The following is a 20,142-nucleotide window of genomic DNA, read 5'->3' on the forward strand; positions in this document are numbered from 1 at the left end:
GGTTAGCGCCCGCGCCCGCAGGGCTGAGCGGCCAGGAAGGCCGCCACGTCCTGCCGGTAGGCATCGTATTGCACCGAGCGCGGGGCAAACAGGCCCACCACGTTGATCAGCCACGGATGGCGCGCGTACAGCGGCTTGACCATCACATGATCGGCCTCGTCGATGCGCGTCACCGTCAGCAGCGAGGCCGGGATCGTTTGCCGATACACGCGCTCGGTTTCGTCCGCGTCCACGTTGACGTCGCGCCCACCCAGGATCAGGTGTACCGGCGTGACGAAATACCGCAATCCCGCCGTCGCGTCGCTGGCCATGTTGGCGCGAATAAAGCGCCAGCGGTCGGCGCTCAATGCAGCGGCGGCGCCAAACTCACGGCGGTACTGTTCGTAGCCGTCCGGCTGTTCGAGCAGCGTTTGGATGTGGCGCCAGTGCGCCTCGCGCGCGGCGATCGACGCTTCATCGTCCCCTGCCGCCGCCATCGCCGCCCGGGTGTTGTAGCGCCCCTGCCGCAGCCAGTTGATCGCCGGCGCCACCGCCAGCGTAAACGCGATGTCGGGGCGCAAACGCGCCACCTCCGGCATCACCCACCCCGCCTGGCTGGTGCCCCACAGCCCCACGCAGCGCGCATCGAAGCGCCCGTCCTGCCGGGCCCAGTCGATGATATCGGCGGTTTCCCGCGCGCGATCCGCCATGGTCTGATGCAGCCAGTTGCCGCCGGAGCCGCCCACGCCCGGCTTATCGAAGGCTAAAACCGCATAGCCCTGCTGCGCCATCGTCTCCCAAATGCCGTAATAGCCTTCGTCGCGGCTGGCGTTGGCCGGCCCATCGCCGTGCACGAACACCACCACGCCGGGCTTCACCGGCGCATGCTCCGGCAGCACCAGCGTGCCGGTCAGCCGATTGCCGCCGGCGGTCACCACCACCGGTTCGGTGACAAAGCGAAAGTCGTTGACGTAAATCACCCAGCCGAGCGCCGGCAGGAGCAGCGCCACGATGAACAGCCCTATTCTGCGCACGTCGCCTCCCCGCTGCGTTTCTCCATCAACACCCAGTCGGCCTGGCCGAACAGCAAGCCCAGCGAGGCGTAATGTTCTTCGCGCCGCACCTGAAAACCGCAGCGCTGATACAGACGCTGCGCATCGACGTTGCGCCGGCTGACGTGCAGGCTCAGGCGCCGGCCTGCGCCTTGTTCGGCGGCGTAGTCATTCATCCACTGCAGCAGTCGCCTGCCCACCCCTTTGCCGCGCTGACTCTCGGCCACCGCCAGGTAGGAAAGATACAGCTCATCGGCCGCCGGGGTGTGCTGCAACACCGCAATTTGCAGATACATGCGCCAAACGTTCAGCCAGCCATAGCGGCGACACAGCCGCCAAATCGGCAAGGCGCGCGGACGCAGCCCGGCGCGGTTCTCGCCATCGATGGCATTCAGGGCAAAGGCCGCCACCACCTGTTCATCCTGTTTCACCACGAAGCTGCGCTCCCGGCTGCCGCTTTGCTTCCAACTCCACAGCCGATAGAACAGACGCCACTGAAGGCGGGCGCTCAGATGGCGCGCGCGCTGGAATTTGTCGCAGAACGCGGCGTAGATCAACGCCGCCGTTTGCAGACGGTCAGCGTCGCGATAAGGCTCAATGTGCAACATATCAACCTCGACTAGAGTTGGCGGTAGAGCAGTTGCTCCAACAGCCGCACCGGCGTGATCGCCTCCGGCGAAGGCGACGCGAAGATAGCCTGCCGCCAGGCCTGGCTTTCGATCACGTCCAGCACCAGCTGCGCGAGCGGCAAGGGCGCTATCGCCGGCGCGATCTCGCCGATTTGCTGAGCCTCGGCGATCGTCGTCGCCAGCGCCTCAATCAACTGCCGCTGGTTGGCGCTGAACGGCTCGGCCAATGCCGGGTTGCGCGCCACTTCAGCCACAATTTCCGCCGACAGTTGCACATTGTCCGGTTCGGCGACAAAAGCGTGATAGGCGGTGAAAAAAGCCGACAGCGCCTGTTTCGGCCGCTTTTTCTCGGCCAGCAATGCGGCGGCGAACTCGGCGAATACGCCGTTTTCCAGCAGCGCGATCTCGCCGATCAGCGCCTCCTTGCCGGAAAAATGGTTATAGAGGTTGCCCACGCTGACGCCCGCCGCCTGGGCGATATCCCGCATGCTGGTCTGGTGAAATCCCTTATGGGTAAAGCTGTGCAGCGCAGCGTCGACAATCTTTTCTCGGTTTCCCATCGGCAGCTCCCGAAACGGTGAAGGGGGGCGCCTGGCGCCATCGAATAAATATGAACGAACGTTCGTTCATATTTAAGAATAGCATAGGCCGGTAAAATTGAACCGCGGCTCAACGGCGCAGAGATCGGTGGGAAGAGACAAACGCCGCCCCGCTTTTAGGGGCGGTGCCCGGCAAACTCAGTGCAGCGCGTCGCCCTGCTTCACCGACGTAAACGCCTGCATCAGTTTCACGACGTCATGCATGCCGATGTTGACCTGGTTGATCACTTCTCCGGCGTCATGGGTCAATGCCACACCGCCGCCGGCCTGTTCCACGCAGGTCGCCATACCGGCGATCGCCGCCGCCACGCCTTGCTGGATAGACTTGGTCATGCGTTCGATCTCGGTCGCCGCCTTGCGCGACTGTTCCGCCAGCGTGCGCACCTCGTTGGCCACCACCGCAAAACCGCGCCCGTGCTCACCGGCATGGGCGGCTTCAATGGAGGCGTTAATCGCCAGCAGATTGGTTTGCGAGGCAATTTTACGAATGGCTTCGACGATGGTGCCGATCTGCTGAGAGCACTTGCCAAGCTCGGTGACCACGTCCGACGTTTCGCGCGCCGCCGCTTCGACCTGCTGCATGCCCTTCACCGCCTGCTGCACGATGACCGCGCCCTGCGCCGCCTGCCGGTCGGTATCGAGCGACAGATGATGCGCGTTGCGCACCATCTCTTCTTCGTGCTGCTGCTGTTGCATCAACCGGGTGATGTCCTGGGCGATCTTCACCACTTTCACCACCTGGCCGTCGTTGTCGAGGATCGGGTTATAGCTGGCCTCCAGCCAGACCCGTTCGCCGCGCCGGTTGACGCGCTCAAAACGCCCGGTGATGAACTCGCCGCGCGCCAGGCGCTGCCAGTGCCGCCGATAGTCGTCGGAAGCGGCGAACGCCGGCGGGCACAGCACCGCATGCGACTGCCCGCACGCCTCATCCAGCCGATAGCCCATCAGCGCCAGCATATTGTCGTTGGCGCTGACAATGTCGCCCTGCGGCGTGAAAGAAATCATCGCCATCGAGCGATTCAGCGCCGCCAGCAGGCTGCGGTGTTCCTGCGCCTGGGTCACTCGCTCGGTCACTTCGCTGGCGATCTTGACGATTTCCACCACCTTACCCTGTTTATTCAGCACCGGCGCATAGGTGCCCTGCAGCCACACCGCCTCGCCGTTTTTCGCGATGCGCTTTATCGTGTCCGTGATGGGTTGCCCTTTATTCAGCGTCTCCCAATGTTCGCGATATAACGGGCTGGCGACATAGTTCGGATCGCAGAAAATACGGTGATGCCGGCCTATCACATCATCGCGTTGAAATCCGAGCGTGCTGAGAAAGAGATCGTTGGCGCGCAATACCGTGCCGTCGGGCGAGAATACAATCATGGGAACGGCGTGTTCTATCGCGCTCAGTTCGGCGCCTTTGTGGGTAGTTAACTGACTGAATCGTAAAAGCATAGGGTGTAGTCCTTGTGGCAGATGATGGCGCTTTTCTTATTTTGTCTGGCCACATGCCGCGCCCACACGCAGACGTGCCATCGCTGAAGGAGCGGGCAGCGCCGATCCTTCTGGTTATTGCTCTTAACCGGATTAAATTTATTTATTCAGTAAAGTAATTATTCGAATTTAAATAAACCAACAACCTAAGATTTTTATTATGAATAACTGGATTGAGAATAACGTAAGTGATGAAAATTGAAAGGTAAAATGCGGATTTTTGTCGGCGCCGGCAGGATAACCGGCGCCGGGAAGATTAACGCCAGCGTTCGGCTGCCCAGGCGGCCTGTTGCTCGGCGTCATGGAAGGTCCAGGCGACGAAGCGGCTGATCTTCTGCCCTTGCGCCATCTCGACGGTGCGCACCTCGGCCGCCCCCGCCACTTTCAGCGCATGGTAGATGGCCGGCAACGTGGTGTTTTTCGAGATAAGCGAGGTGAACCACAAGCAGTTGTTGGCCTTGCTGACGCTCTCTTCCACCATCTTGCGCACAAAGGCTTCTTCGCCGCCTTCGCACCACAGCTCGTTGTTCTTGCCGCCGAAGTTTTGCACCGGCTTGTCGGCCACTTCCCCTTTGCCCAGTTTATGCAGCTTGCGGCGGGTGCTGGCGCGCGCTTCCTGCTCGGACGCGTGGAACGGCGGGTTGCACAGGGTGGCGTCGAATTTCTCGGCCGCGCCGATGATGCCACTAAAAATCAGCTCAGGCTGTTTTTGCAGCCGCAGACGCACGCTGTTGCGCAGCGTCGGGTTCATCTCGACGATCATTTTGGCTGCGTTGAGCGACACCGGATCGATTTCGGAGCCGGTGAAACGCCAGCCGTATTCGCGCAGGCCGACGATCGGGTAAATGCAGTTGGCGCCGACGCCGACGTCAAGGATCGCCACGCCCTTGCCGCGCGGGATCTCGCCGCCGTTGCTGGTCGCCAGCAGATCCGCCAGGTGGTGCAGATAGTCGGCGCGGCCGGGGATCGGCGGGCACAGGTAATCAGCCGGAATATCCCAGTGCTCGATGCCGTAAAAGTGTTGCAGCAACGCACGGTTGAGCATTTTCACCGCCGCCGGATCGGCGAAGTCCACCGAGACATCGCCCCAGGCGTTCGGTTTTACGAACGGCGCCAACGCCGGGCAGCTGGCGATCAGCGCCGGGAAGTCGTAGCGCGAACGATGACGGTTGCGCGGATGCAGGCCGCTTTTCTGCTGCGGGAAGGTTTTCTTTTTTTCCACCGTGACGGGCTCTCTTGAAGGTATTTCCGGCGCGTAAGATAACACATCCGGCCCGGAATGGCGCAGCGGCGGGAAACCCGGCACAATGAAAGCTTCATCGATTGCCACAGGGGCCCCCATGAGCCGTGAATCTCGTTATTATTATGAACCCGCCGCCGGCCACGGCCTGCCGCACGATCCGCTGAACGCCATCGTCGGCCCGCGCCCCATCGGCTGGATCTCTTCCCGCAGCACCGCCGGCTTGCGTAATCTGGCGCCCTACAGCTTTTTCAATTGCTTCAACTACCGCCCGCCAATCATCGGTTTCGCCAGCACCGGCTGGAAAGACAGCGTGGCGAATATCGTGGAAACCGGCGAGTTCGTCTGGAACCTGGCGACGCGCCCGTTGGCGGAAGCGATGAACAACAGTTCCATCAACCTGCCGCGCGGTGAGGACGAATTCGCCTTCGCCGGCGTCACGCCGCTGCCCGGGCGCCGGGTCAAAGCCGAGCGCGTGGCCGAAAGCCCGGTGAACTTCGAATGCCGCCTGACCCAATGCATTCAGCTGCAAACCGCCGCCGGGGAACAGGTGGAGACCTGGCTGGTGTTGGGCGAAGTGGTGGCGGTGCATCTCGATCCGGCGCTGCTGGATGAACACGGCGTTTACCAGACCGCCGCCGCCGAACCGATCCTGCGCGCCGGCGGCCCGAGCGCCTACTACGGCATTTCGGAACAGCACCGGTTCGACCTGACACGCCCGACGCGCTGATCGTCTCCCCCCGTTTATCTCGGATGCAAACGGGGGGATTAACAATCAAAAAATCTGAACAAAACTATCAACACTCTCCGATTTCATCCCGCCTGTCACTGCGCAATAATCTTCCCATCGAAAGGCAACACCCTTTCTCCCTAATTCACTTTGACAGGAATGACCAACATGAAAACCATCAAAACTTTTGCTGCCGCTATCGCCCTGGCTACCGTTTCTTTCACCACTTTCGCCGCTGAACACGTCAGCGCGCAGGATGCCGCCCAATTCGAAAAAGCCGGCGTGATCGTCGCCAGCGGCGCGACCGACCTGAGCAGCCTGAAATCCCAGTTGGCCGCCAAAGCCGATGCGGCGGGCGCCAAGGCTTTCACCATCACCTCCACCAGCGGCAATAACCTGATGCACGCCACCGCGGTTATCTACAAATAATCTCCGCCCCAGACGTCAAAAAGCCCGCCGGCTATCACCCCGGCGGGCTTTTTTTATGTTCGCGTGCGTCAGCGCTGAATGGGTACGACAGCGAGTTTTTTGCCGTCCGCTTTGTCCGCACCCCACGCGTAAACGAGCCGGAAAATTCTGTCACCAACAGGCAGAAACCCTGTATTCAGTGGGGTTTGCACACACATTTTTTTACCTGCCCATAGCTGGACTAACGGGAGAGGATGATTATCATGTTACGCAGACTACAGATGCAGAGAGCGTTGTATGCAACATATCATTGAAGGTTTCCTCAGTTTCCAGAAAGAGATTTTCCCGCAGCGCAAGGAACTGTTCCGCAGCCTTGCCTCCAGCCAAAATCCCAAAGCGCTGTTTATCTCATGCTCTGACAGCCGTTTAGTGCCCGAGCTGGTCACACAGCAAGAACCTGGGCAGCTTTTCGTTATCCGTAACGCCGGCAACATCGTCCCTTCCTTCGGCCCGGAGCCGGGCGGCGTCTCTGCCACCATCGAGTATGCAGTGGTGGCGTTGGGAGTTACCGATATCGTGATTTGTGGCCACTCGAACTGCGGCGCAATGAAAGCGATAGCCTCCTGCCAGTGCCTCGACCCCATGCCTGCGGTAGCTCACTGGCTGCACTATGCCGATGCGGCAAAAGCGGTGGTCGAGAAGAAAACGTGGCATAGCGAAACAGACAAAGTTAACGCTATGGTGGAAGAGAACGTTATAGCTCAGCTAAATAATATCAAAACCCACCCTTCTGTGGCGGTGGGTCTGCGCAACAGCGGGCTGCGCCTGCACGGCTGGGTGTACGACATCGAAAGCGGAGAAATTCGCACGCTGGATAGAAACACCAAGAGCTTCGTGTCTTTGGCGGATAATCCCGACGTCTATTTCGAATAAAATAGCGCCCGGTTTAGCCATTAAATAAAATCCACGCCGCGGCGTGGATTTTATTATCCGCCTTAAGCCAGGCGCGCCTCTATCGCCGCAGCGAAGTCGCGGCACATCCGTTCGTCACCCTCGGCGTTGTCCGCCAATACCGTCTCGCCATCCACCACCCGGATGTGCGCCTGCAAATCGAAATCTGCCGGCGGCTGCGGACGCTTGGCCGCGGCGGCCATCGTCTGCTGCGCCTCATGCCACGCCTGCGCCACCGTCTGGTTGCAGGCCTGCGCCAGATAGTCCGGATTAAACCCTTCGCCGGTCAGGCTGCGCAGCGTGTCGTCATGGCTGACGCTGTTGCCCGGCAACCAGTAGTGTTGCGCCAGATCCGGGCCGATGGCCGGGTTGTCCGTCAGGTAACCGTCGCGCTGCAGGAAGAAGTGACGGGTTTGCTCCACCGCCATCATCGCCAGCAGATAGCCCTGGTAGGAACAAGCGGACTCCAGCGACAGCAGGTGCGGGATCGCCAACGTCGGGCGCGGGCTGCCGCTGATGCCGAGGATCTTTTGCTCGATCTCACGCGCCAGCGCGGTGATGACTTCCGGCGTGCGCTGCTCGTCATCCCACTGATACAACGCCCACTCGAAGTACGGCACCAGCAGGATATGGCGTTCGTTGAACGCGCGCATCGGCTGGCGCGCCGCGATGCCGGCCTCAATCAGCGCATCGGGCACCGCTTCGCCGGCGGCGTTTTTCGCATAGCGCTTCAACCAGTCGGCATCGTCCAGCAGGCTGTCGCAGAACATCGACTGGGTTTCGGCATAGGCCATCGAGGTCGGCGGGAACTCCTGCGAGAAGCACGGCGCGTTCTGGCGGATGTTGGCGAAGTGCGCCGCATGGCCGCCCTCGTGGAACAGAGTGTTGAGCCCGTAAGCGCCACTGCCCACCTGCCCCGGCTGCGCCAGGCTGGTGAAGTTGATGCGCGCCGGCACCCATTCCCCCTGGCGCACAAACGGCGGCACCGGGCCGTGCATGAAGCCGTTCTCAAACTTGCCTTTGCGCACCAGCAGATCGAGATTCATCTCGGCGCCGCCAAAACCGATGTGCAGGCGTTTGAAGCTGTCGACCCAGCGTTCCAGCGAACGAGAAAACGGGAAGTAAGGATCCAGTTGACGGGTAACGTCGCCGGCGCTGGCGAAGCGTACGTTCCACGGCTCCAGCGCCTGGTCGCCCTTGTCGGCCGCCAGCTGCCGCAGACTGCGCGCGTTGGCCGTGCGGGTTTCCCGCTCGAAGCGATCCAGAATGGCGAACAGCTGCTCCGGCGTCATGCGCTCGGTTTTGTTCACCTTGTAATCGAAGTAGTTGCGATAGCCCATCTGGCGCGCAAAGCGGTTGCGCAGGCCGATCAGCTCCGGCAGGCCGTTATGCAGCAGCCATTGCTCCAGATCGCGCAGCGCCTGCTGCGAGCTGCGGCGAGAGTCTTCGTTCGGGTTGGTCGCCTGGTTGGTCAGCAGCTCGCCGAGCGAGGCCGCCACCGGCCGCCCGTCGGCGTTCAGGTGCGTAACCTGATAGCCCTTGCGGCGCGAGTAGAGATCGGACTCGGCGTGGATGATTTGCTCCAACAGCGCCTGCGCCTGCGAGTCTTCAATGGCGTTGCAGTCGAAGAAACGCAGCCAACCTTGCAGACCATGGATCAGCGCATCGCGCTGCGCCTCCTGCGGCAACACTTCCAGCCCGGCAAGCAGGCTGCGGATCTCGGCCAGCCGGCGCGGTTCGGCGAGGAAGCGCTTATAGGCGCTTTCCGCGGCGGAAAAGCGCGCCGAGACGTCTTCATCGCCGGTGCCCATGTAGTTTTGCCAGAACAGCTCTTCTTTGGCGCGGTGAACGTCGAGGTAATCCTGGTTCAATTGATTGAAGTAATCGAGAGCCTGTTGCATAACCGTCCTTCTCAGCCGATGAGGAAATATCCCAGTATAGTCGCGCTTAGGCCTGACGCAGGCGCTGCAGCCCCTGCTCCAGCGTCTCGCTCTCGCCGGCGGCCACCAGGCAACAGGCGACCTGCCGCTGGATGGCCTGCGGTATCGCCACCTCGCCCGCCAGACAGCGTTCAGTCCAGCGTGCGGTGGTTGCCGCGTCTTTCGCCGCCGGCAATGCCGGCGTTTCATCCGGCAAGGTACGCTCCAGCAGCACCTGCTGTTCGCCGCCGACGATGTGGTGAATCTGCGGACAGCGCAGCGGGTTGGCATAGGCCTCGCCTTCCGTGCCGTGCATCAGCAACCCGCGGGCGCCAATCTGGCGGAAAAACGACGCCACCCGGCCAACATACTCCGGATGTGAGACGCTGGCGAGACGCAACGCATCCTGCTCGCCAAACGGCGTCGCCAGCTTGGCCAGCGTATGAGCGCTGTTGCGCACCCCCATGCGCCAACGCAATCCGAGCTGCCGCGCCAACGGTGCCGACAGCGTGGAAACCGGCATGAATACCGCCTCGCCGTTATCGAGACGCCGCTGGGCGTGAGCAGCCTGTTCCGACCACGGCAGCCCAAGCGCGCGGAAAATCTCGGCGCTGGTCACGCGGGTGCTGTCGTCCAGCACACCGTGCACCACCACCGGCAGGCCCACTTTCGCCAGCAGCAGCGCCAGCAGCGGCGTCAGGTTGGCCTGCTTGCGCGCGCCGTTGTAGCTCGGCAGCACTACCGGCAGCGGGCGCCCTTGCGGCGCCTGCAGCGACAATACCTGCTGCTGCATCGCCTGATAGAACCCCAGCATCTCCTCTTCGGCTTCGCCCTTGATGCGCAGCGCGATCAGAATGCCGCCCAGCTCAAGTTCGGGGACCTCCCCGGCCAGCATCGCCTGATACAGCTGAAAAGCGGTCTGTTGATCCAGGTCGCGCGCATGGTTTTTGCCGCGGCCTATTTCTTTGATAATTTTGGTGTAATCCATCCGAAGGTTCCCCTGGCTGCCCTTCAGTTAGCATACCCTATCCGCGCCGCCGCTCAACCTCCGCCGCCAGCCGCAGCTGCGCGTCATCGCCCTCGCGCAGCCCGGCGATGACCCCGCCGGCGTCGTCGGCGCTGCGGTTTTGGCTCATCTTCCATTTGCCTTCGCGCCGGGTGACGGCGATCTCGATGCCGACGATGCCTTTAAGCTGCGCGGCGATGTAGTTGGCCGGCGCATCGTCGAGTCGCCAGGGTTCAGGACGCCGCCCTTCCTGCTGCGCGGTCAGATCGATCAGTTGGCGGCGCAGCCAGGCCGGATCGTCCGTCACCGTCGGCACGCCATACAGCTGCACGACGCTGTAGTTCCAGGTCGGCACCACCTTGCCGCTCTGGCGCTTGCTCGGGTACCAGCCGGGCGACACATAGCCCTCCACGCCCTGAAAGATCACCAGACATTCGGCCACCTGTTGCAACCGCCGCCAGTGTTCGTTGGCGCGCGACAGGTGCCCCCGCAGCCGGAGCTGCCCTTGCTCGACATCGGCCACAAACGGCAGCGGATCGGCCGTCAATCCCTGTTCGCCGTGGCTGACCAGCAGCCCGAGCGGATGGGCGCGCACCAGCGCCAGTTGGGTATCGAGATCGTCTTCGCGAAATGCGGCGGGTTGAAACATCAGTGGGCTCCTTATCGCTCTCTCATGATGACGACAGTAAAGCACCCGCCGGCGGCCTACTTAAGATCCGCTTTCTGGCTATTTCGAGTGATCCGGTTTAACAACAGCAGGGCGATGCCCATCGCCAACAGATTAAATACCATGGCACCGGCAAAGGCCTGGGCATAGCGCTCCGCCGTGCCGCCGCTCGCCAACAGCGGCACAAAACCGACGCCGCTGACCACGATGCCCAACGCGCCTCCCACCTGCTGCACGGTGGCGACCAGACCCGCCGCCATCCCCGCCTGCCGCTCCTGCGCCAAACCCAGCACCAGATTCAGCAGCGGCGTCATGCTCAGCGCCTGACCGAACCCCAGCACCACCAACCCCGGCAGCAGCCGCAGCGGATGCGTCAGCGCCTCACCCCACAGCACCTGCGCCATCAATAGCGCCAACCCGGCGGCGTAAATCGCCACGCCCACGCTCAGCACACCGTTGCCCCAGCGCTGCGCCAGCCGGGGCGCCAGCATCGAGGCCAACATAAAGGCCGCGCTGGCCGGGGCGAACAGGCTGCCCGCCTGAAAAGGCGTCAGCCCCGCCCCCGCCTGCAGCAGCAGCGCGAAACACAAGAAAAACGAGGAGGCGGTGGCATAAATCGCCAGCACCACCGCCATACCCGGCGCGAAACCCGCCTGGCGGAACAGCGCCGGATCGAGCACCGCATCGTCACCGCGCTGCGCCAGACGGCGCTCCCAACGCAGGAAGCCCCACAACGTCAGCATCGCCAACGCCAACATAGGCGCTATCCACCACGGCCAGCCGCGCGCCGGCCCCTCCAGCAGCGGCAGCAGCAACAGCGACAGGCCGGTCGCCGCCAGCCACAGACCAACGCCGTCCAGCCGCTGCGCCTGCGCCACCCGTGATTCGGGAATGCGCCGCGCCGCCCACAGCGCCAGTGCGCCGATCGGCAAATTGATCAAAAAGATCATGCGCCAACCGCTGCCGAACAGGTTGGCCTCGATGATAAATCCGCCGAGGATCTGGCCGAATATCGCCGCCAACCCCAACGTCATGCCCAGCCAGGCGAAGGCGCGCCGCCGCTGTTGCGGCGCGTACAGCACCCGCATCAAGGCGTAAATTTGCGGGAACAACAGCGCCGCCGTCGCCCCCTGCAGAATACGCGCGGCGATCAGCAGGCTGAGCGATCCCGCCAGCCCGCACAGCAGGGAGCTCAACGTGAATCCCAGCATGCCGAGGCTGAACAGACGCCGACGCCCGAAGCGATCGCCCAGACGCCCACCGGCGATCAACAGCACCCCAAACGCCAGCTCGTAACCGGCGACGATCAAACCGACCCCGGCGAAATCGGCGGCGAACTGCCGCTGGATCACCGGCGCCGCCACGTTGACCACGAACAGATCGAACACCGTGACAAAACCGCCCAACAGCAGCACCGGCAGGCCGGGCAGCCCTCGCCGCTCACGAGATAATGAATGTTCCATACCACCTCCAGAGATTATGATGGCCGCAGTATGGAACAAGGTTTAAACTGTTACTATATAGCCACTTATACTATTACTGACAGCAACAGGACGGCCGACATGCCCCCACGCACCCTCGAACGCACCCGCCACGAACTGGGAGATTTTCTGCGGCAAAAGCGAGAACAACTGTCACCAGAGGCGGTCGGCTTGCCGAGCGGCAGCCGCCGCCGCACGCCGGGCTTGCGGCGCGAGGAGGTGGCGGCGCTGGCCGGCGTCGGCCTCACCTGGTACACCTGGCTGGAGCAAGGCAGGGAAATCAATGCATCGGTGACGTTTTTGGAAAATCTGGCGCGGGTGCTGCAGCTCGACGCCGCTGGCCGCTACCACCTGTTCTTATTGGCGCATCAGCGCCCGCCGGTGCCGGTTGGGCATCAGTGGTGCCAGGTTTCGCCGTTGGTGCGGCGTCTGCTGGACGATTTAGCGCTGCGGCCGGCCTACGTCATGAACCTGAGTTGGGACATCATCGCCTGGAATCCGGCGGCGCAGCGGCTGTTCGCCATCGGCGAGCGCCCGGCGCAAGAGCGCAACATGTTGTGGATGCTGTTTGCCGATCCGCAGCTCAATGAGCGCCTGCTGGAGTGGCAGGCGCAGGCGCCGCAAATCCTGGCCAGCTTCCGCCGCGACTACGCCCGCGCGCCGGAGGATGAGGTGATGCGCCAACGGGTGCAGGCGCTGGAGCGGGTGTCGCCGCCGTTCCGCCGGCTCTGGCGGCAGCATGACATTCACGGACGCTGTCAGGGGCGGCGCAGCTTCGTCGTCCCGGAGATCGGCCCGGTCACCTTTGACCACGCCTCTTTCATCGTCGACGAAGAGAACCATCTGCGGCTGGTGATGTACAGCGCGCTGCCGAACGAACCGGCCAGCGCGGCGTTTGAAGCGCTGCTGCGCGAGGATTAACGGCGGCCGGCGAAACGGCTTTTCATGCCGCTGACCGCCAGGATCACCCCGCCGTTAATCAGCAAGCCGACCAGATTCAGCACCGTCGCCAGCGCCAGCATCTGCACCACCACCGAGCCGGCGCGCGGATCGATAAACTGCGGGAACAGCGCCAGCACGAACAGCGCCATTTTCGGGTTGAGGATGTTGGTCAGCAGCCCCTGACGGAAAATGCGCGCCGTCGGCACCGCCTGCAACCCGGCAGAAGCCTGCAGACTGCTGCCTGATCGCAGCGTTTTCCACGCCAAATAGAGCAGATAGGCCGCGCCCAACATTCTCACCGCGTCGTAAGCCAGCGGCACCGCGACGAACAGTTGCGACAACCCCAGCGCCGCCGCCAGCGCATGGCAGTAAGTGCCGAGCTGAATGCCCGCCAGCGAAGCGAAACCGGCCCGCCGCTCCTGGCTGACGCTGCGCGAAGCGATCAGCAGCATATCCGGGCCGGGAGTCAGCGCCACGCAGGCGCCGGAAAACAACAACAGCGTTGCGGCATCAATCATGAATCACCTGATAAGAAGACGGACGGGGATGGAGCGTCCATCATAGCGACGCCGACGTGGCTTGTCAGCGCCGCTCACATCAGATCACCCACAAATCGAGATACTCGTTGACCGGCATCTGCGCCAGCCGCTGCCGATCCAGCGACACCTCGAGAATGCGCTGCTGCTGCAGGGCCGGGAACTGGCGCGCCAGGTTGATTTTGAACTTCTCGATCAGCAGCGGGATGCCCTCTTCGCGCCGCCGCGCATGGCCGATAGGATACTCCACCGCCACCTCATCCAAACGGCTGCCGTCGGCGAACTCCACCGTCAGCGCATTGGCGATCGAGCGTTTTTCCGGATCGTGATAATCGCGCGTGAAGGCGGGATCTTCATGGCAGCGGATCTTGCTACGCAATGCGTCGATGCGCGGATCTTCGGCCACCCGGTCCTCGTAATCCGCCGCCGTCAGCCGGCCGAACAGCAGCGGGATCGCCACCATATACTGAATGCAGTGATCGCGATCCGCCGGGTTATCCAGCGGCCCCTGCTTGTCGATAATGCGCAGGCAGGCCTCATGAGTGCGGATGCTCACTGCGGCGATGTCGGCGGCGGTTTTTCCGGCGGCCTGCATCTGACGATGCAGCGTCATGGCCGCCTCCACGGCGGTCTGGGCATGGAACTCCGCCGGGAACGAAATTTTAAACAGCACGTTCTCCATCACATACGCGCCGTACGGCCGCTGGAAGCGGAAAGGTTTGCCGTTGAACGAGACGTCGTAGAATCCCCAGGTCGGCGCCGTGAGCGCCGAGGGATAGCCCATCTCACCGGTGGCGGCCATCAGCGCCAGCCTCACCGCGCGGGCGGTCGCATCCCCCGCCGCCCAGGATTTGCGGGTGCCGGCGTTAGGCGCGTGGCGGTAGGTGCGCAGCGACTGCCCGTCCACCCACGCCAGCGACACCGCGTTCAGGATCGCCTCGCGGCTCAGGCCGAGCAGCTGCGCCACCACCGCGGTGGACGCCACCTTCACCAGCAGCACGTGATCCAACCCTACCCGGTTGAAGGCGTTTTCCAGCGCCAGGCAGCCCTGGATCTCATGCGCCTTGATCATGGCGATCAGCACCTGCCGCATGGTTAGCGGCGCTTTGCCCGCCGCCACCGCCTGGCGAGAGAGCCAATCGGCCACCGCCAGGATCCCGCCCAGGTTGTCCGACGGGTGGCCCCACTCCGCCGCCAGCCAGGTGTCGTTAAAGTCGAGCCAGCGGATCATGGCGCCGATATTGAACGCCGCCTGCACCGGATCCAGCTGGAAACGGGTGCCGGGCACCCGGCTGCCGTTCAGCACCTCGGCGCCCGGCACCACCGGCCCCATCAGTTTCTTGCAGGCCGGGTAGCTCAGCGCCTCCAGCCCGCAGCCGAGGGTATCGAGCAGGCAATAATGGGCGGTGCGGTACGCCGCCGGGGTATCGACGGCCTCTTTCATCACATAATCGACGATATCGACCATTTCGCGATCGAACGGCGGACGGCCGGTGTTGGCAGACTCAAGCATCATGATTCCCAAAGGCTCCAGAGTGAAAACGACACGATAACGATCGGCGCTCAGCGCTGATCCAGCGGTACGAAGGCTCGCGCTTCCGGCCCGGTATAGTTGGCGGACGGGCGAATGATTTTGTTGTCCTGCCGTTGCTCGATGATGTGCGCCGACCAGCCGCTCACCCGTGCCATGACGAACAGCGGCGTGAACATTTCGGTGGGCACCCCCAGCTGGTGGTAAGACACCGCCGAGAACCAGTCGAGGTTGGGGAACATGTTTTTGGTGTCGCGCATCACGCTTTCCAGCCGGTCAGCGATGTCATACAGCTTCATCGCGCCCGCTTCCTGCGACAGGCGCAGCGCGATCTCTTTGATCACCTGATGGCGCGGATCGGAGACGGTATACACCGGGTGCCCAAAGCCGATCACCACCTCTTTGTTGTCGATGCGGCGGCGAATGTCGGCTTCCGCTTCGTCCGGCGTTTCATAGCGTTGCTGGATCTCCAGCGACACCTCGTTGGCGCCGCCGTGCTTCGGCCCGCGCAGCGCGCCAATGGCGCCGACGATCGCCGAATAGACATCGGATCCGGTGCCGGCGATCACCCGGCCGGCGAAGGTCGAGGCGTTGAATTCATGCTCGGCGTACAGGATCAATGACGCGTGCATCGCCTGCTCCCAGCTGGCGGAAGGCGCTGCGCCGTGCAGCAGGTGCAGGAAGTGGCCGCCGATGGAATCGTCGTCGGTCTCCGGCTGAATGCGCTCGCCGTTGTGGCTGTAGTGATACCAATACAGCAGCATCGATCCCAACGACGCCAGCAGGCGGTCGGCGATGTCGCGCGCGCCGGCCGCGCCGTGCTGCTCTTTTTCCGGCAGCGTGCAGCCGAGGGCCGAAACGCCGGTGCGCATCACGTCCATCGGGTGAGATGCCGCCGGCAGCGCCTCCAGCACCGTGCGCACGCTGGCGGGTAGGCCGCGCAGCGCCTTGAGCCGCTGCTTGTAGGCATGAAGTTCGTCGCGGTTGGGCAACTTGCCGTGGATAAGCAGATGGGCGACCTCTTCAAACTCGCAGTGGCGCGCGAGGTCGAGAATGTCGTAACCGCGGTAGTGCAGATCGTTGCCGCTGCGCCCTACGGAACACAGCGCGGTATTCCCGGCGGGCACGCCGGATAACGCCACGGATTTTTTCGGCTTAACGCCAGTCGGGCTTTGCGGGGGGATCGCTTGGCTCATACTGTCCTCATTTGGCTTCTGCGTGAATGGCGCTTATTCGTCGCGTTGGCGAGCGAACAGAGCGTCGAGTTTCTCTTCGAACAAATAGTAGTTGATGCTTTCATACAGCTCGTTGCGGGTCTGCATGGTGTCGATGACGTTTTTCTGCGTGCCCTCTTCGCGCAGGGCGCGGTACACCCGCTCCGCCGCCCGATTCATCGCCCGGAAGGCCGACAGCGGATACAGCGCCATATCCACCCGGGCGCTGCGCAGCTCCTCGGTAGTGAACAGCGGCGTCGCGCCGAATTCGGTGATGTTGGCGAGGATCGGCACCTGCGTCGCTTCGGCGAAGCGGCGGTACATGCCCAGCTCGGTGATCGCCTCCGGAAACAGCATGTCGGCCCCGGCCGCCACGTAAGCCTGAGCGCGCTCGATGGCCGCCTCCAGCCCCTCCACCGCCAGCGCATCGGTGCGCGCCATGATCACGAAGTCCGGATCGCTGCGCGCATCTACCGCCGCCTTGATGCGATCCACCATCTCTTCGGTGGAGACGATGGCCTTATTGGGCCGATGGCCGCAGCGCTTGGCGCCGACCTGATCTTCGATATGCAGCGCCGCCGCCCCGGCCTTGCTCACCGAGCGCACCGTGCGGGCGACGTTGAACGCCGATGCGCCGAAACCGCTGTCGACATCCACCAGCAGCGGCAGCGGGCAGACATCGGTGATGCGGCGAATATCGGTCAACACATCGTCCAGCGTCGAAATGCCCAGGTCCGGCAGCCCCAGCGAACCGGCCGCCACGCCGCCGCCGGAAAGATAGATGGCCTGGAACCCCGCCTGCTGGGCCAGCAGGGCATGGTTGGCGTTGATCGCGCCGGCGATTTGCAGGGGTTTCTCTTTACTCAGGGCCTGACGAAAGGCGAGCCCGGGTGAGCGCAGCGTCATGACGTTCTCTCCGATTAGCTAGATGAAACAGACATAGCAAGAGGCGGGCCAGGTTGCACTTTGGCGAGGAAAAAATTAAAAGCGATAAAAATAAAGATGTTACAAAAACTGCTGCGCCAATCGCCAGGCTAAGGGATAAAAAACGTTTCAGTTAACGTTTCAATCGATGTTTCACACAGCGCATTTGAAACAAGGTTGAAACCGGGCTACACCTAATGCAGCCACTTTCATTCGGTAACCTACCATGAGCGATCACATCACGCCGTCCCGCACGCCTGACAAACCGGTGATCTGGACCGTCTCCATCACCCGCCTGTTCGATTTGTTCCGAGATATCAGTCTCGAGTTCGACCATCTGGCGACCATCACCCCGATCCGTCTCGGCTTCGAAGAGGCGGTGCAGCATATTCGCGATCGCCTGGCGACTGAGCCTTGCGACGCCATCATCGCCGCCGGCTCCAACGGTGCCTACCTGAAAAGCCGCCTGTCGGTGCCGGTCATTTTGGTCAAGCCCGGCGGCTTCGACCTGCTGCAGGCGCTGAGCCAGGCGCGCAGAACCGCCGACCGGATCGGCGTCATCACCTATAAAACGCCCCTGCCCGCGCTGATGGAGTTCCAGCAAACCTTCGATCTGCCGCTGGAGCAGCGCAGTTACGTCACCGAAGAGGACGCGCGCGGACAGATCGCCGAGCTGAAAGCCGCCGGTATTCAGGCCGTGGTCGGCGCAGGCCTCATCAGCGATCTGGCGGAAGAAGCCGGGCTCACCGCCATTTTTCTCTATTCCGCCGCCACCCTGCGCGCCGCTTTCAGCGATGCGCTGGACGTAACGCGCCTGATGCTGGGCGGCGCCAAGCGCGGCGGCGATTACGCCGCGCGCGATACCCTGCAGCCACGCTATGGGCTGGGCGATTTGCAGGGCGACTCCCCGCAGATGGAGCAGACCCGGCGCACCATCATGCTGTACGCCCGCTCGCCGGCGGCGGTGTTGATCGAAGGCGAAACCGGCACCGGCAAAGAGCTGGCGGCGCAGGCGATCCACCGCGAATACTTTTCCCGGCGCGGCGCGCCGTCCAGGGGCGCGACGCCGCCGTTCGTCGCCATCAACTGCGGCGCCATCGCCGAATCGCTGCTGGAGGCGGAGCTGTTCGGCTATGAAGAAGGCGCCTTCACCGGTTCACGGCGCGGCGGCCGACGCGGGCTGCTGGAAACCGCCAACGGCGGCACCCTGTTTCTGGATGAGATCGGCGAAATGCCGCTGCACCTGCAAACCCGGCTGCTGCGGGCGCTGGAAGAGAAAACCATCACCCGGGTCGGCGGGCAACAGCCGGTGGCGGTCGATTTTCGCGTTATCAGCGCCACCCACACCCGCCTGGAGCAAGCGATTCAACAGGGCGATTTTCGCGCCGATCTGTTTTACCGCCTGAGCGCCCTGCGGCTGCAGCTGCCGCCATTGCGGGCGCGCGGCGACGATATCGCGATGCTGGCGGAACACTTTCTGAAACAGTCGCTGGCGGCGCTCGACGTGCCGCTGACGGAGCCGCTGCGCGCCGCCCTGGCCGGGTGTTACGCCGCGCTGGGTCATTACGCCTGGCCCGGCAACCTGCGCGAGCTGCGCAACATGATGGAGCGGGTGGCGCTGATGCTGAGCACCGGCGTCGCGCCGAGCGGCGAGACCCTGCAGTGGCTGCTGCCGGAGCTGGCGACGGTCTCGCCGCCCGAGACGCAGGCGGCGCCCGTCTCCGCCCACGAAGCCCTGGCGCGGTGTGGAGGCGACCACGCCGCCGCCGCCCGGTTGCTCGGGATCAGTCGCACCACTTTATGGCGTCGGCTGAAAAAACCGAACTGAGCATCAGCCGGCGCGCCGGCCGTCCGAGGCCGGCAGCAGTCGCGCTCGCCGATCGCCCAGCAGGTTCATGCCCGCCGCCGCCAGCAGGATGATCGCCGTCCCCAGCAGTTGCCATGCCGACAGCCGATGGCCAAACGCCAGGCGATCCACCAGCATGGCGGCGATCGGGTAGATGAACGACAGCGAGCCGATCAGGTGGGTCGGCAGCTTCTGCAACGCGCCGTACATCAGCACGTACATCAGGCCGGTATGCAACACGCCGAGCGTCGCCAGCATCCCCCACTGCCCCACGCTGGCCGACGCATGAAAATCCACCAGCGGCAGCAGCATCACCGCCCCCACCGTCACCTGAATCAGCGCAATAAGATGCGGCGGCGTGCCTTTAAGCCGCTTGGCCGCCAGCGCCATCAGGGCGTAAAAAAAAGCCGCGCCGAGCGCCAGCGCGATGCCCGCCAGATAATGGCTCTGCTCCCCCGCCTGCCGCGGCTGCGCCAGCACCACCAGCATCATGCCGCCGAACGCCAGCCCCAGCCACAGCAGCTTGCGGGCGGTCAGCCGTTCCCCCAAAAACAGCGCCCCCAGCCCCACCAGCATAAATGGCTGGGTGTTGTACACCGCGGTGGCGATGGAGATAGAGGCATAGGAATAGGCGGCGAACAGCAGCAGCCAGTTGATCACCAGCGCGACGCCGCCGGCGATCGCCAGCAGCAGCGTGGCGCGCGTCAGCGCATCGCGGCGCAGCTGGCCCAGCGCGCCACACACCGCCAGCAGCACCAGCGCCCCCACCGCGCAGCGCCAAAACACCACGTTGACCACCGGCTGGCCGGACATCAGCACAAACCAGCCGATGGAGCCGGAAATCAGCATCGCCGCCGCCATCTCCAGCGAGCCGCGTTTTATCTCTGTATTCATTCTGCGTTCCTCAAAGCTTGCCCAGAGACATAGCTTGCGGCTTCGCAGGGCGGCTTTCCATAGCATAAAAAAGGCAGATATGCTTAACTGCCTTTTTCTCGCAGCTACAATC

Annotated in this window: 18 protein-coding genes and 1 pseudogene; 5 read left to right on the top strand and 14 right to left on the bottom strand. The window is 63.3% G+C overall.

Going from position 1 to position 20,142, the window contains the following annotated elements; genetic code table 11:
* Positions 1 to 2 precede the first annotated feature (2 nt).
* The 5 genes from IMX17_RS11135 to rlmF form a co-directional block, all read right to left on the bottom strand.
* The gene (locus IMX17_RS11135) at positions 3 to 1,013 is read right to left on the bottom strand and encodes a S9 family peptidase (RefSeq protein ID WP_182264883.1); all 1,011 of its coding nucleotides are present in this window, start codon (positions 1,011 to 1,013) and stop codon (positions 3 to 5) included.
* Entirely contained in the window at positions 1,001 to 1,639 is a 639-nt protein-coding gene (locus IMX17_RS11140; protein WP_033633759.1) for an N-acetyltransferase, read from the bottom strand. The genes IMX17_RS11135 and IMX17_RS11140 overlap by 13 nt, the downstream gene beginning before the upstream one ends.
* A gap of 11 nt (positions 1,640 to 1,650) precedes the next feature.
* Positions 1,651 to 2,220 (bottom strand): TetR/AcrR family transcriptional regulator, encoded by a 570-nt coding sequence (locus tag IMX17_RS11145; protein ID WP_033633760.1) that lies wholly within the window; start codon positions 2,218 to 2,220, stop codon positions 1,651 to 1,653.
* A 177-nt stretch (positions 2,221 to 2,397) separates the two neighbouring features.
* Entirely contained in the window at positions 2,398 to 3,702 is a 1,305-nt protein-coding gene (locus tag IMX17_RS11150; protein WP_033633761.1) for a PAS domain-containing methyl-accepting chemotaxis protein, read from the bottom strand.
* Between the two features lie 295 nt (positions 3,703 to 3,997).
* Positions 3,998 to 4,963 carry a 23S rRNA (adenine(1618)-N(6))-methyltransferase RlmF gene (gene rlmF / locus IMX17_RS11155; RefSeq protein ID WP_167333741.1) on the bottom strand — a complete coding sequence of 322 codons (966 nt, stop codon included), beginning with the start codon at positions 4,961 to 4,963 and terminating at the stop codon, positions 3,998 to 4,000.
* A 118-nt stretch (positions 4,964 to 5,081) separates the two neighbouring features.
* On the opposite strand from rlmF, the gene IMX17_RS11160 reads away from it, so the two are divergent.
* The 3 genes from IMX17_RS11160 to IMX17_RS11170 all read left to right on the top strand — a co-directional run bounded on the left by IMX17_RS11160 (position 5,082) and on the right by IMX17_RS11170 (position 7,052).
* Complete coding sequence (locus tag IMX17_RS11160) at positions 5,082 to 5,711, top strand: flavin reductase family protein (RefSeq protein WP_033633763.1); 630 nt, start codon at positions 5,082 to 5,084, stop codon at positions 5,709 to 5,711.
* Positions 5,712 to 5,879: 168 nt separating this feature from the next.
* Complete coding sequence (locus IMX17_RS11165) at positions 5,880 to 6,140, top strand: YdgH/BhsA/McbA-like domain containing protein (protein WP_015377148.1); 261 nt, start codon at positions 5,880 to 5,882, stop codon at positions 6,138 to 6,140.
* 276 nt (positions 6,141 to 6,416) lie between these two features.
* Positions 6,417 to 7,052 carry a carbonic anhydrase gene (locus tag IMX17_RS11170; protein WP_033633764.1) on the top strand — a complete coding sequence of 212 codons (636 nt, stop codon included), beginning with the start codon at positions 6,417 to 6,419 and terminating at the stop codon, positions 7,050 to 7,052.
* A gap of 62 nt (positions 7,053 to 7,114) precedes the next feature.
* Here IMX17_RS11170 and IMX17_RS11175 read toward each other — a convergent pair whose 3' ends face one another.
* From IMX17_RS11175 to IMX17_RS11190, 4 genes are read right to left on the bottom strand one after another with little or no spacing between them, the layout of a single operon-like run.
* Positions 7,115 to 8,971 carry a M3 family metallopeptidase gene (locus tag IMX17_RS11175; protein ID WP_193549770.1) on the bottom strand — a complete coding sequence of 619 codons (1,857 nt, stop codon included), beginning with the start codon at positions 8,969 to 8,971 and terminating at the stop codon, positions 7,115 to 7,117.
* 46 nt (positions 8,972 to 9,017) lie between these two features.
* The gene (gene ybiB / locus IMX17_RS11180) at positions 9,018 to 9,977 is read right to left on the bottom strand and encodes a DNA-binding protein YbiB (protein ID WP_182264885.1); all 960 of its coding nucleotides are present in this window, start codon (positions 9,975 to 9,977) and stop codon (positions 9,018 to 9,020) included.
* A gap of 37 nt (positions 9,978 to 10,014) precedes the next feature.
* A complete protein-coding gene (locus IMX17_RS11185) occupies positions 10,015 to 10,644 on the bottom strand; it encodes an FMN-binding negative transcriptional regulator (protein ID WP_182264886.1) in 630 nt (209 codons plus the stop codon).
* A gap of 56 nt (positions 10,645 to 10,700) precedes the next feature.
* Positions 10,701 to 12,125 carry an MFS transporter gene (locus tag IMX17_RS11190; protein ID WP_193549771.1) on the bottom strand — a complete coding sequence of 475 codons (1,425 nt, stop codon included), beginning with the start codon at positions 12,123 to 12,125 and terminating at the stop codon, positions 10,701 to 10,703.
* A gap of 99 nt (positions 12,126 to 12,224) precedes the next feature.
* On the opposite strand from IMX17_RS11190, the gene IMX17_RS11195 reads away from it, so the two are divergent.
* Entirely contained in the window at positions 12,225 to 13,064 is an 840-nt protein-coding gene (locus IMX17_RS11195; protein ID WP_046896928.1) for a helix-turn-helix transcriptional regulator, read from the top strand.
* Here the strand turns inward: IMX17_RS11195 and IMX17_RS11200 are convergent.
* The 4 genes and pseudogenes from IMX17_RS11200 to prpB form a co-directional block, all read right to left on the bottom strand.
* Positions 13,064 to 13,603, bottom strand: a pseudogene (locus IMX17_RS11200) (LysE family translocator); the annotation flags it as partial. The gene IMX17_RS11195 and the pseudogene IMX17_RS11200 overlap by 1 nt on opposite strands.
* Positions 13,604 to 13,682: 79 nt before the next feature.
* Entirely contained in the window at positions 13,683 to 15,134 is a 1,452-nt protein-coding gene (locus IMX17_RS11205; RefSeq protein WP_182265124.1) for a bifunctional 2-methylcitrate dehydratase/aconitate hydratase, read from the bottom strand.
* A 50-nt stretch (positions 15,135 to 15,184) separates the two neighbouring features.
* Positions 15,185 to 16,348, bottom strand: coding sequence for a 2-methylcitrate synthase (gene prpC, locus IMX17_RS11210; RefSeq protein WP_015377141.1), 1,164 nt, complete (start codon positions 16,346 to 16,348; stop codon positions 15,185 to 15,187).
* Between the two features lie 33 nt (positions 16,349 to 16,381).
* Positions 16,382 to 17,272 (bottom strand): methylisocitrate lyase, encoded by an 891-nt coding sequence (prpB, locus tag IMX17_RS11215; protein WP_182264888.1) that lies wholly within the window; start codon positions 17,270 to 17,272, stop codon positions 16,382 to 16,384.
* 244 nt (positions 17,273 to 17,516) lie between these two features.
* On the opposite strand from prpB, the gene prpR reads away from it, so the two are divergent.
* Positions 17,517 to 19,118: a propionate catabolism operon regulatory protein PrpR gene (gene prpR, locus IMX17_RS11220; RefSeq protein WP_182264889.1), complete on the top strand. Its 1,602-nt coding sequence runs from the start codon at positions 17,517 to 17,519 to the stop codon at positions 19,116 to 19,118.
* A 3-nt stretch (positions 19,119 to 19,121) separates the two neighbouring features.
* Here the strand turns inward: prpR and IMX17_RS11225 are convergent, their stop codons facing one another.
* On the bottom strand, positions 19,122 to 20,030 hold the full coding sequence (locus IMX17_RS11225) for a DMT family transporter (protein ID WP_193549772.1): 909 nt from the start codon (positions 20,028 to 20,030) through the stop codon (positions 19,122 to 19,124).
* Positions 20,031 to 20,142 lie beyond the last annotated feature (112 nt).

Source organism: Serratia sp. X3 (assembly GCF_014982455.1).
GTDB classification, from domain to species: Bacteria; Pseudomonadota; Gammaproteobacteria; order Enterobacterales; family Enterobacteriaceae; genus Serratia; species Serratia ureilytica.

What these genes read in the sequence shown, in the direction of transcription:
- IMX17_RS11165 (WP_015377148.1), top strand. Translation starts at nt 5,880, where the DNA reads ATGAAAACCATCAAAACTTTTGCTGCCGCTATCGCCCTGGCTACCGTT.
- prpC (WP_015377141.1), bottom strand. Translation starts at nt 16,348, where the DNA reads ATGAGCCAAGCGATCCCCCCGCAAAGCCCGACTGGCGTTAAGCCGAAA.
- ybiB (WP_182264885.1), bottom strand. Translation starts at nt 9,977, where the DNA reads ATGGATTACACCAAAATTATCAAAGAAATAGGCCGCGGCAAAAACCAT.
- prpR (WP_182264889.1), top strand. Translation starts at nt 17,517, where the DNA reads ATGAGCGATCACATCACGCCGTCCCGCACGCCTGACAAACCGGTGATC.
- IMX17_RS11205 (WP_182265124.1), bottom strand. Translation starts at nt 15,134, where the DNA reads ATGCTTGAGTCTGCCAACACCGGCCGTCCGCCGTTCGATCGCGAAATG.
- IMX17_RS11185 (WP_182264886.1), bottom strand. Translation starts at nt 10,644, where the DNA reads ATGTTTCAACCCGCCGCATTTCGCGAAGACGATCTCGATACCCAACTG.
- IMX17_RS11190 (WP_193549771.1), bottom strand. Translation starts at nt 12,125, where the DNA reads ATGGAACATTCATTATCTCGTGAGCGGCGAGGGCTGCCCGGCCTGCCG.
- IMX17_RS11150 (WP_033633761.1), bottom strand. Translation starts at nt 3,702, where the DNA reads ATGCTTTTACGATTCAGTCAGTTAACTACCCACAAAGGCGCCGAACTG.
- IMX17_RS11140 (WP_033633759.1), bottom strand. Translation starts at nt 1,639, where the DNA reads ATGTTGCACATTGAGCCTTATCGCGACGCTGACCGTCTGCAAACGGCG.
- IMX17_RS11160 (WP_033633763.1), top strand. Translation starts at nt 5,082, where the DNA reads ATGAGCCGTGAATCTCGTTATTATTATGAACCCGCCGCCGGCCACGGC.
- IMX17_RS11145 (WP_033633760.1), bottom strand. Translation starts at nt 2,220, where the DNA reads ATGGGAAACCGAGAAAAGATTGTCGACGCTGCGCTGCACAGCTTTACC.
- prpB (WP_182264888.1), bottom strand. Translation starts at nt 17,272, where the DNA reads ATGACGCTGCGCTCACCCGGGCTCGCCTTTCGTCAGGCCCTGAGTAAA.
- IMX17_RS11225 (WP_193549772.1), bottom strand. Translation starts at nt 20,030, where the DNA reads ATGAATACAGAGATAAAACGCGGCTCGCTGGAGATGGCGGCGGCGATG.
- IMX17_RS11175 (WP_193549770.1), bottom strand. Translation starts at nt 8,971, where the DNA reads ATGCAACAGGCTCTCGATTACTTCAATCAATTGAACCAGGATTACCTC.
- IMX17_RS11170 (WP_033633764.1), top strand. Translation starts at nt 6,417, where the DNA reads ATGCAACATATCATTGAAGGTTTCCTCAGTTTCCAGAAAGAGATTTTC.
- IMX17_RS11195 (WP_046896928.1), top strand. Translation starts at nt 12,225, where the DNA reads ATGCCCCCACGCACCCTCGAACGCACCCGCCACGAACTGGGAGATTTT.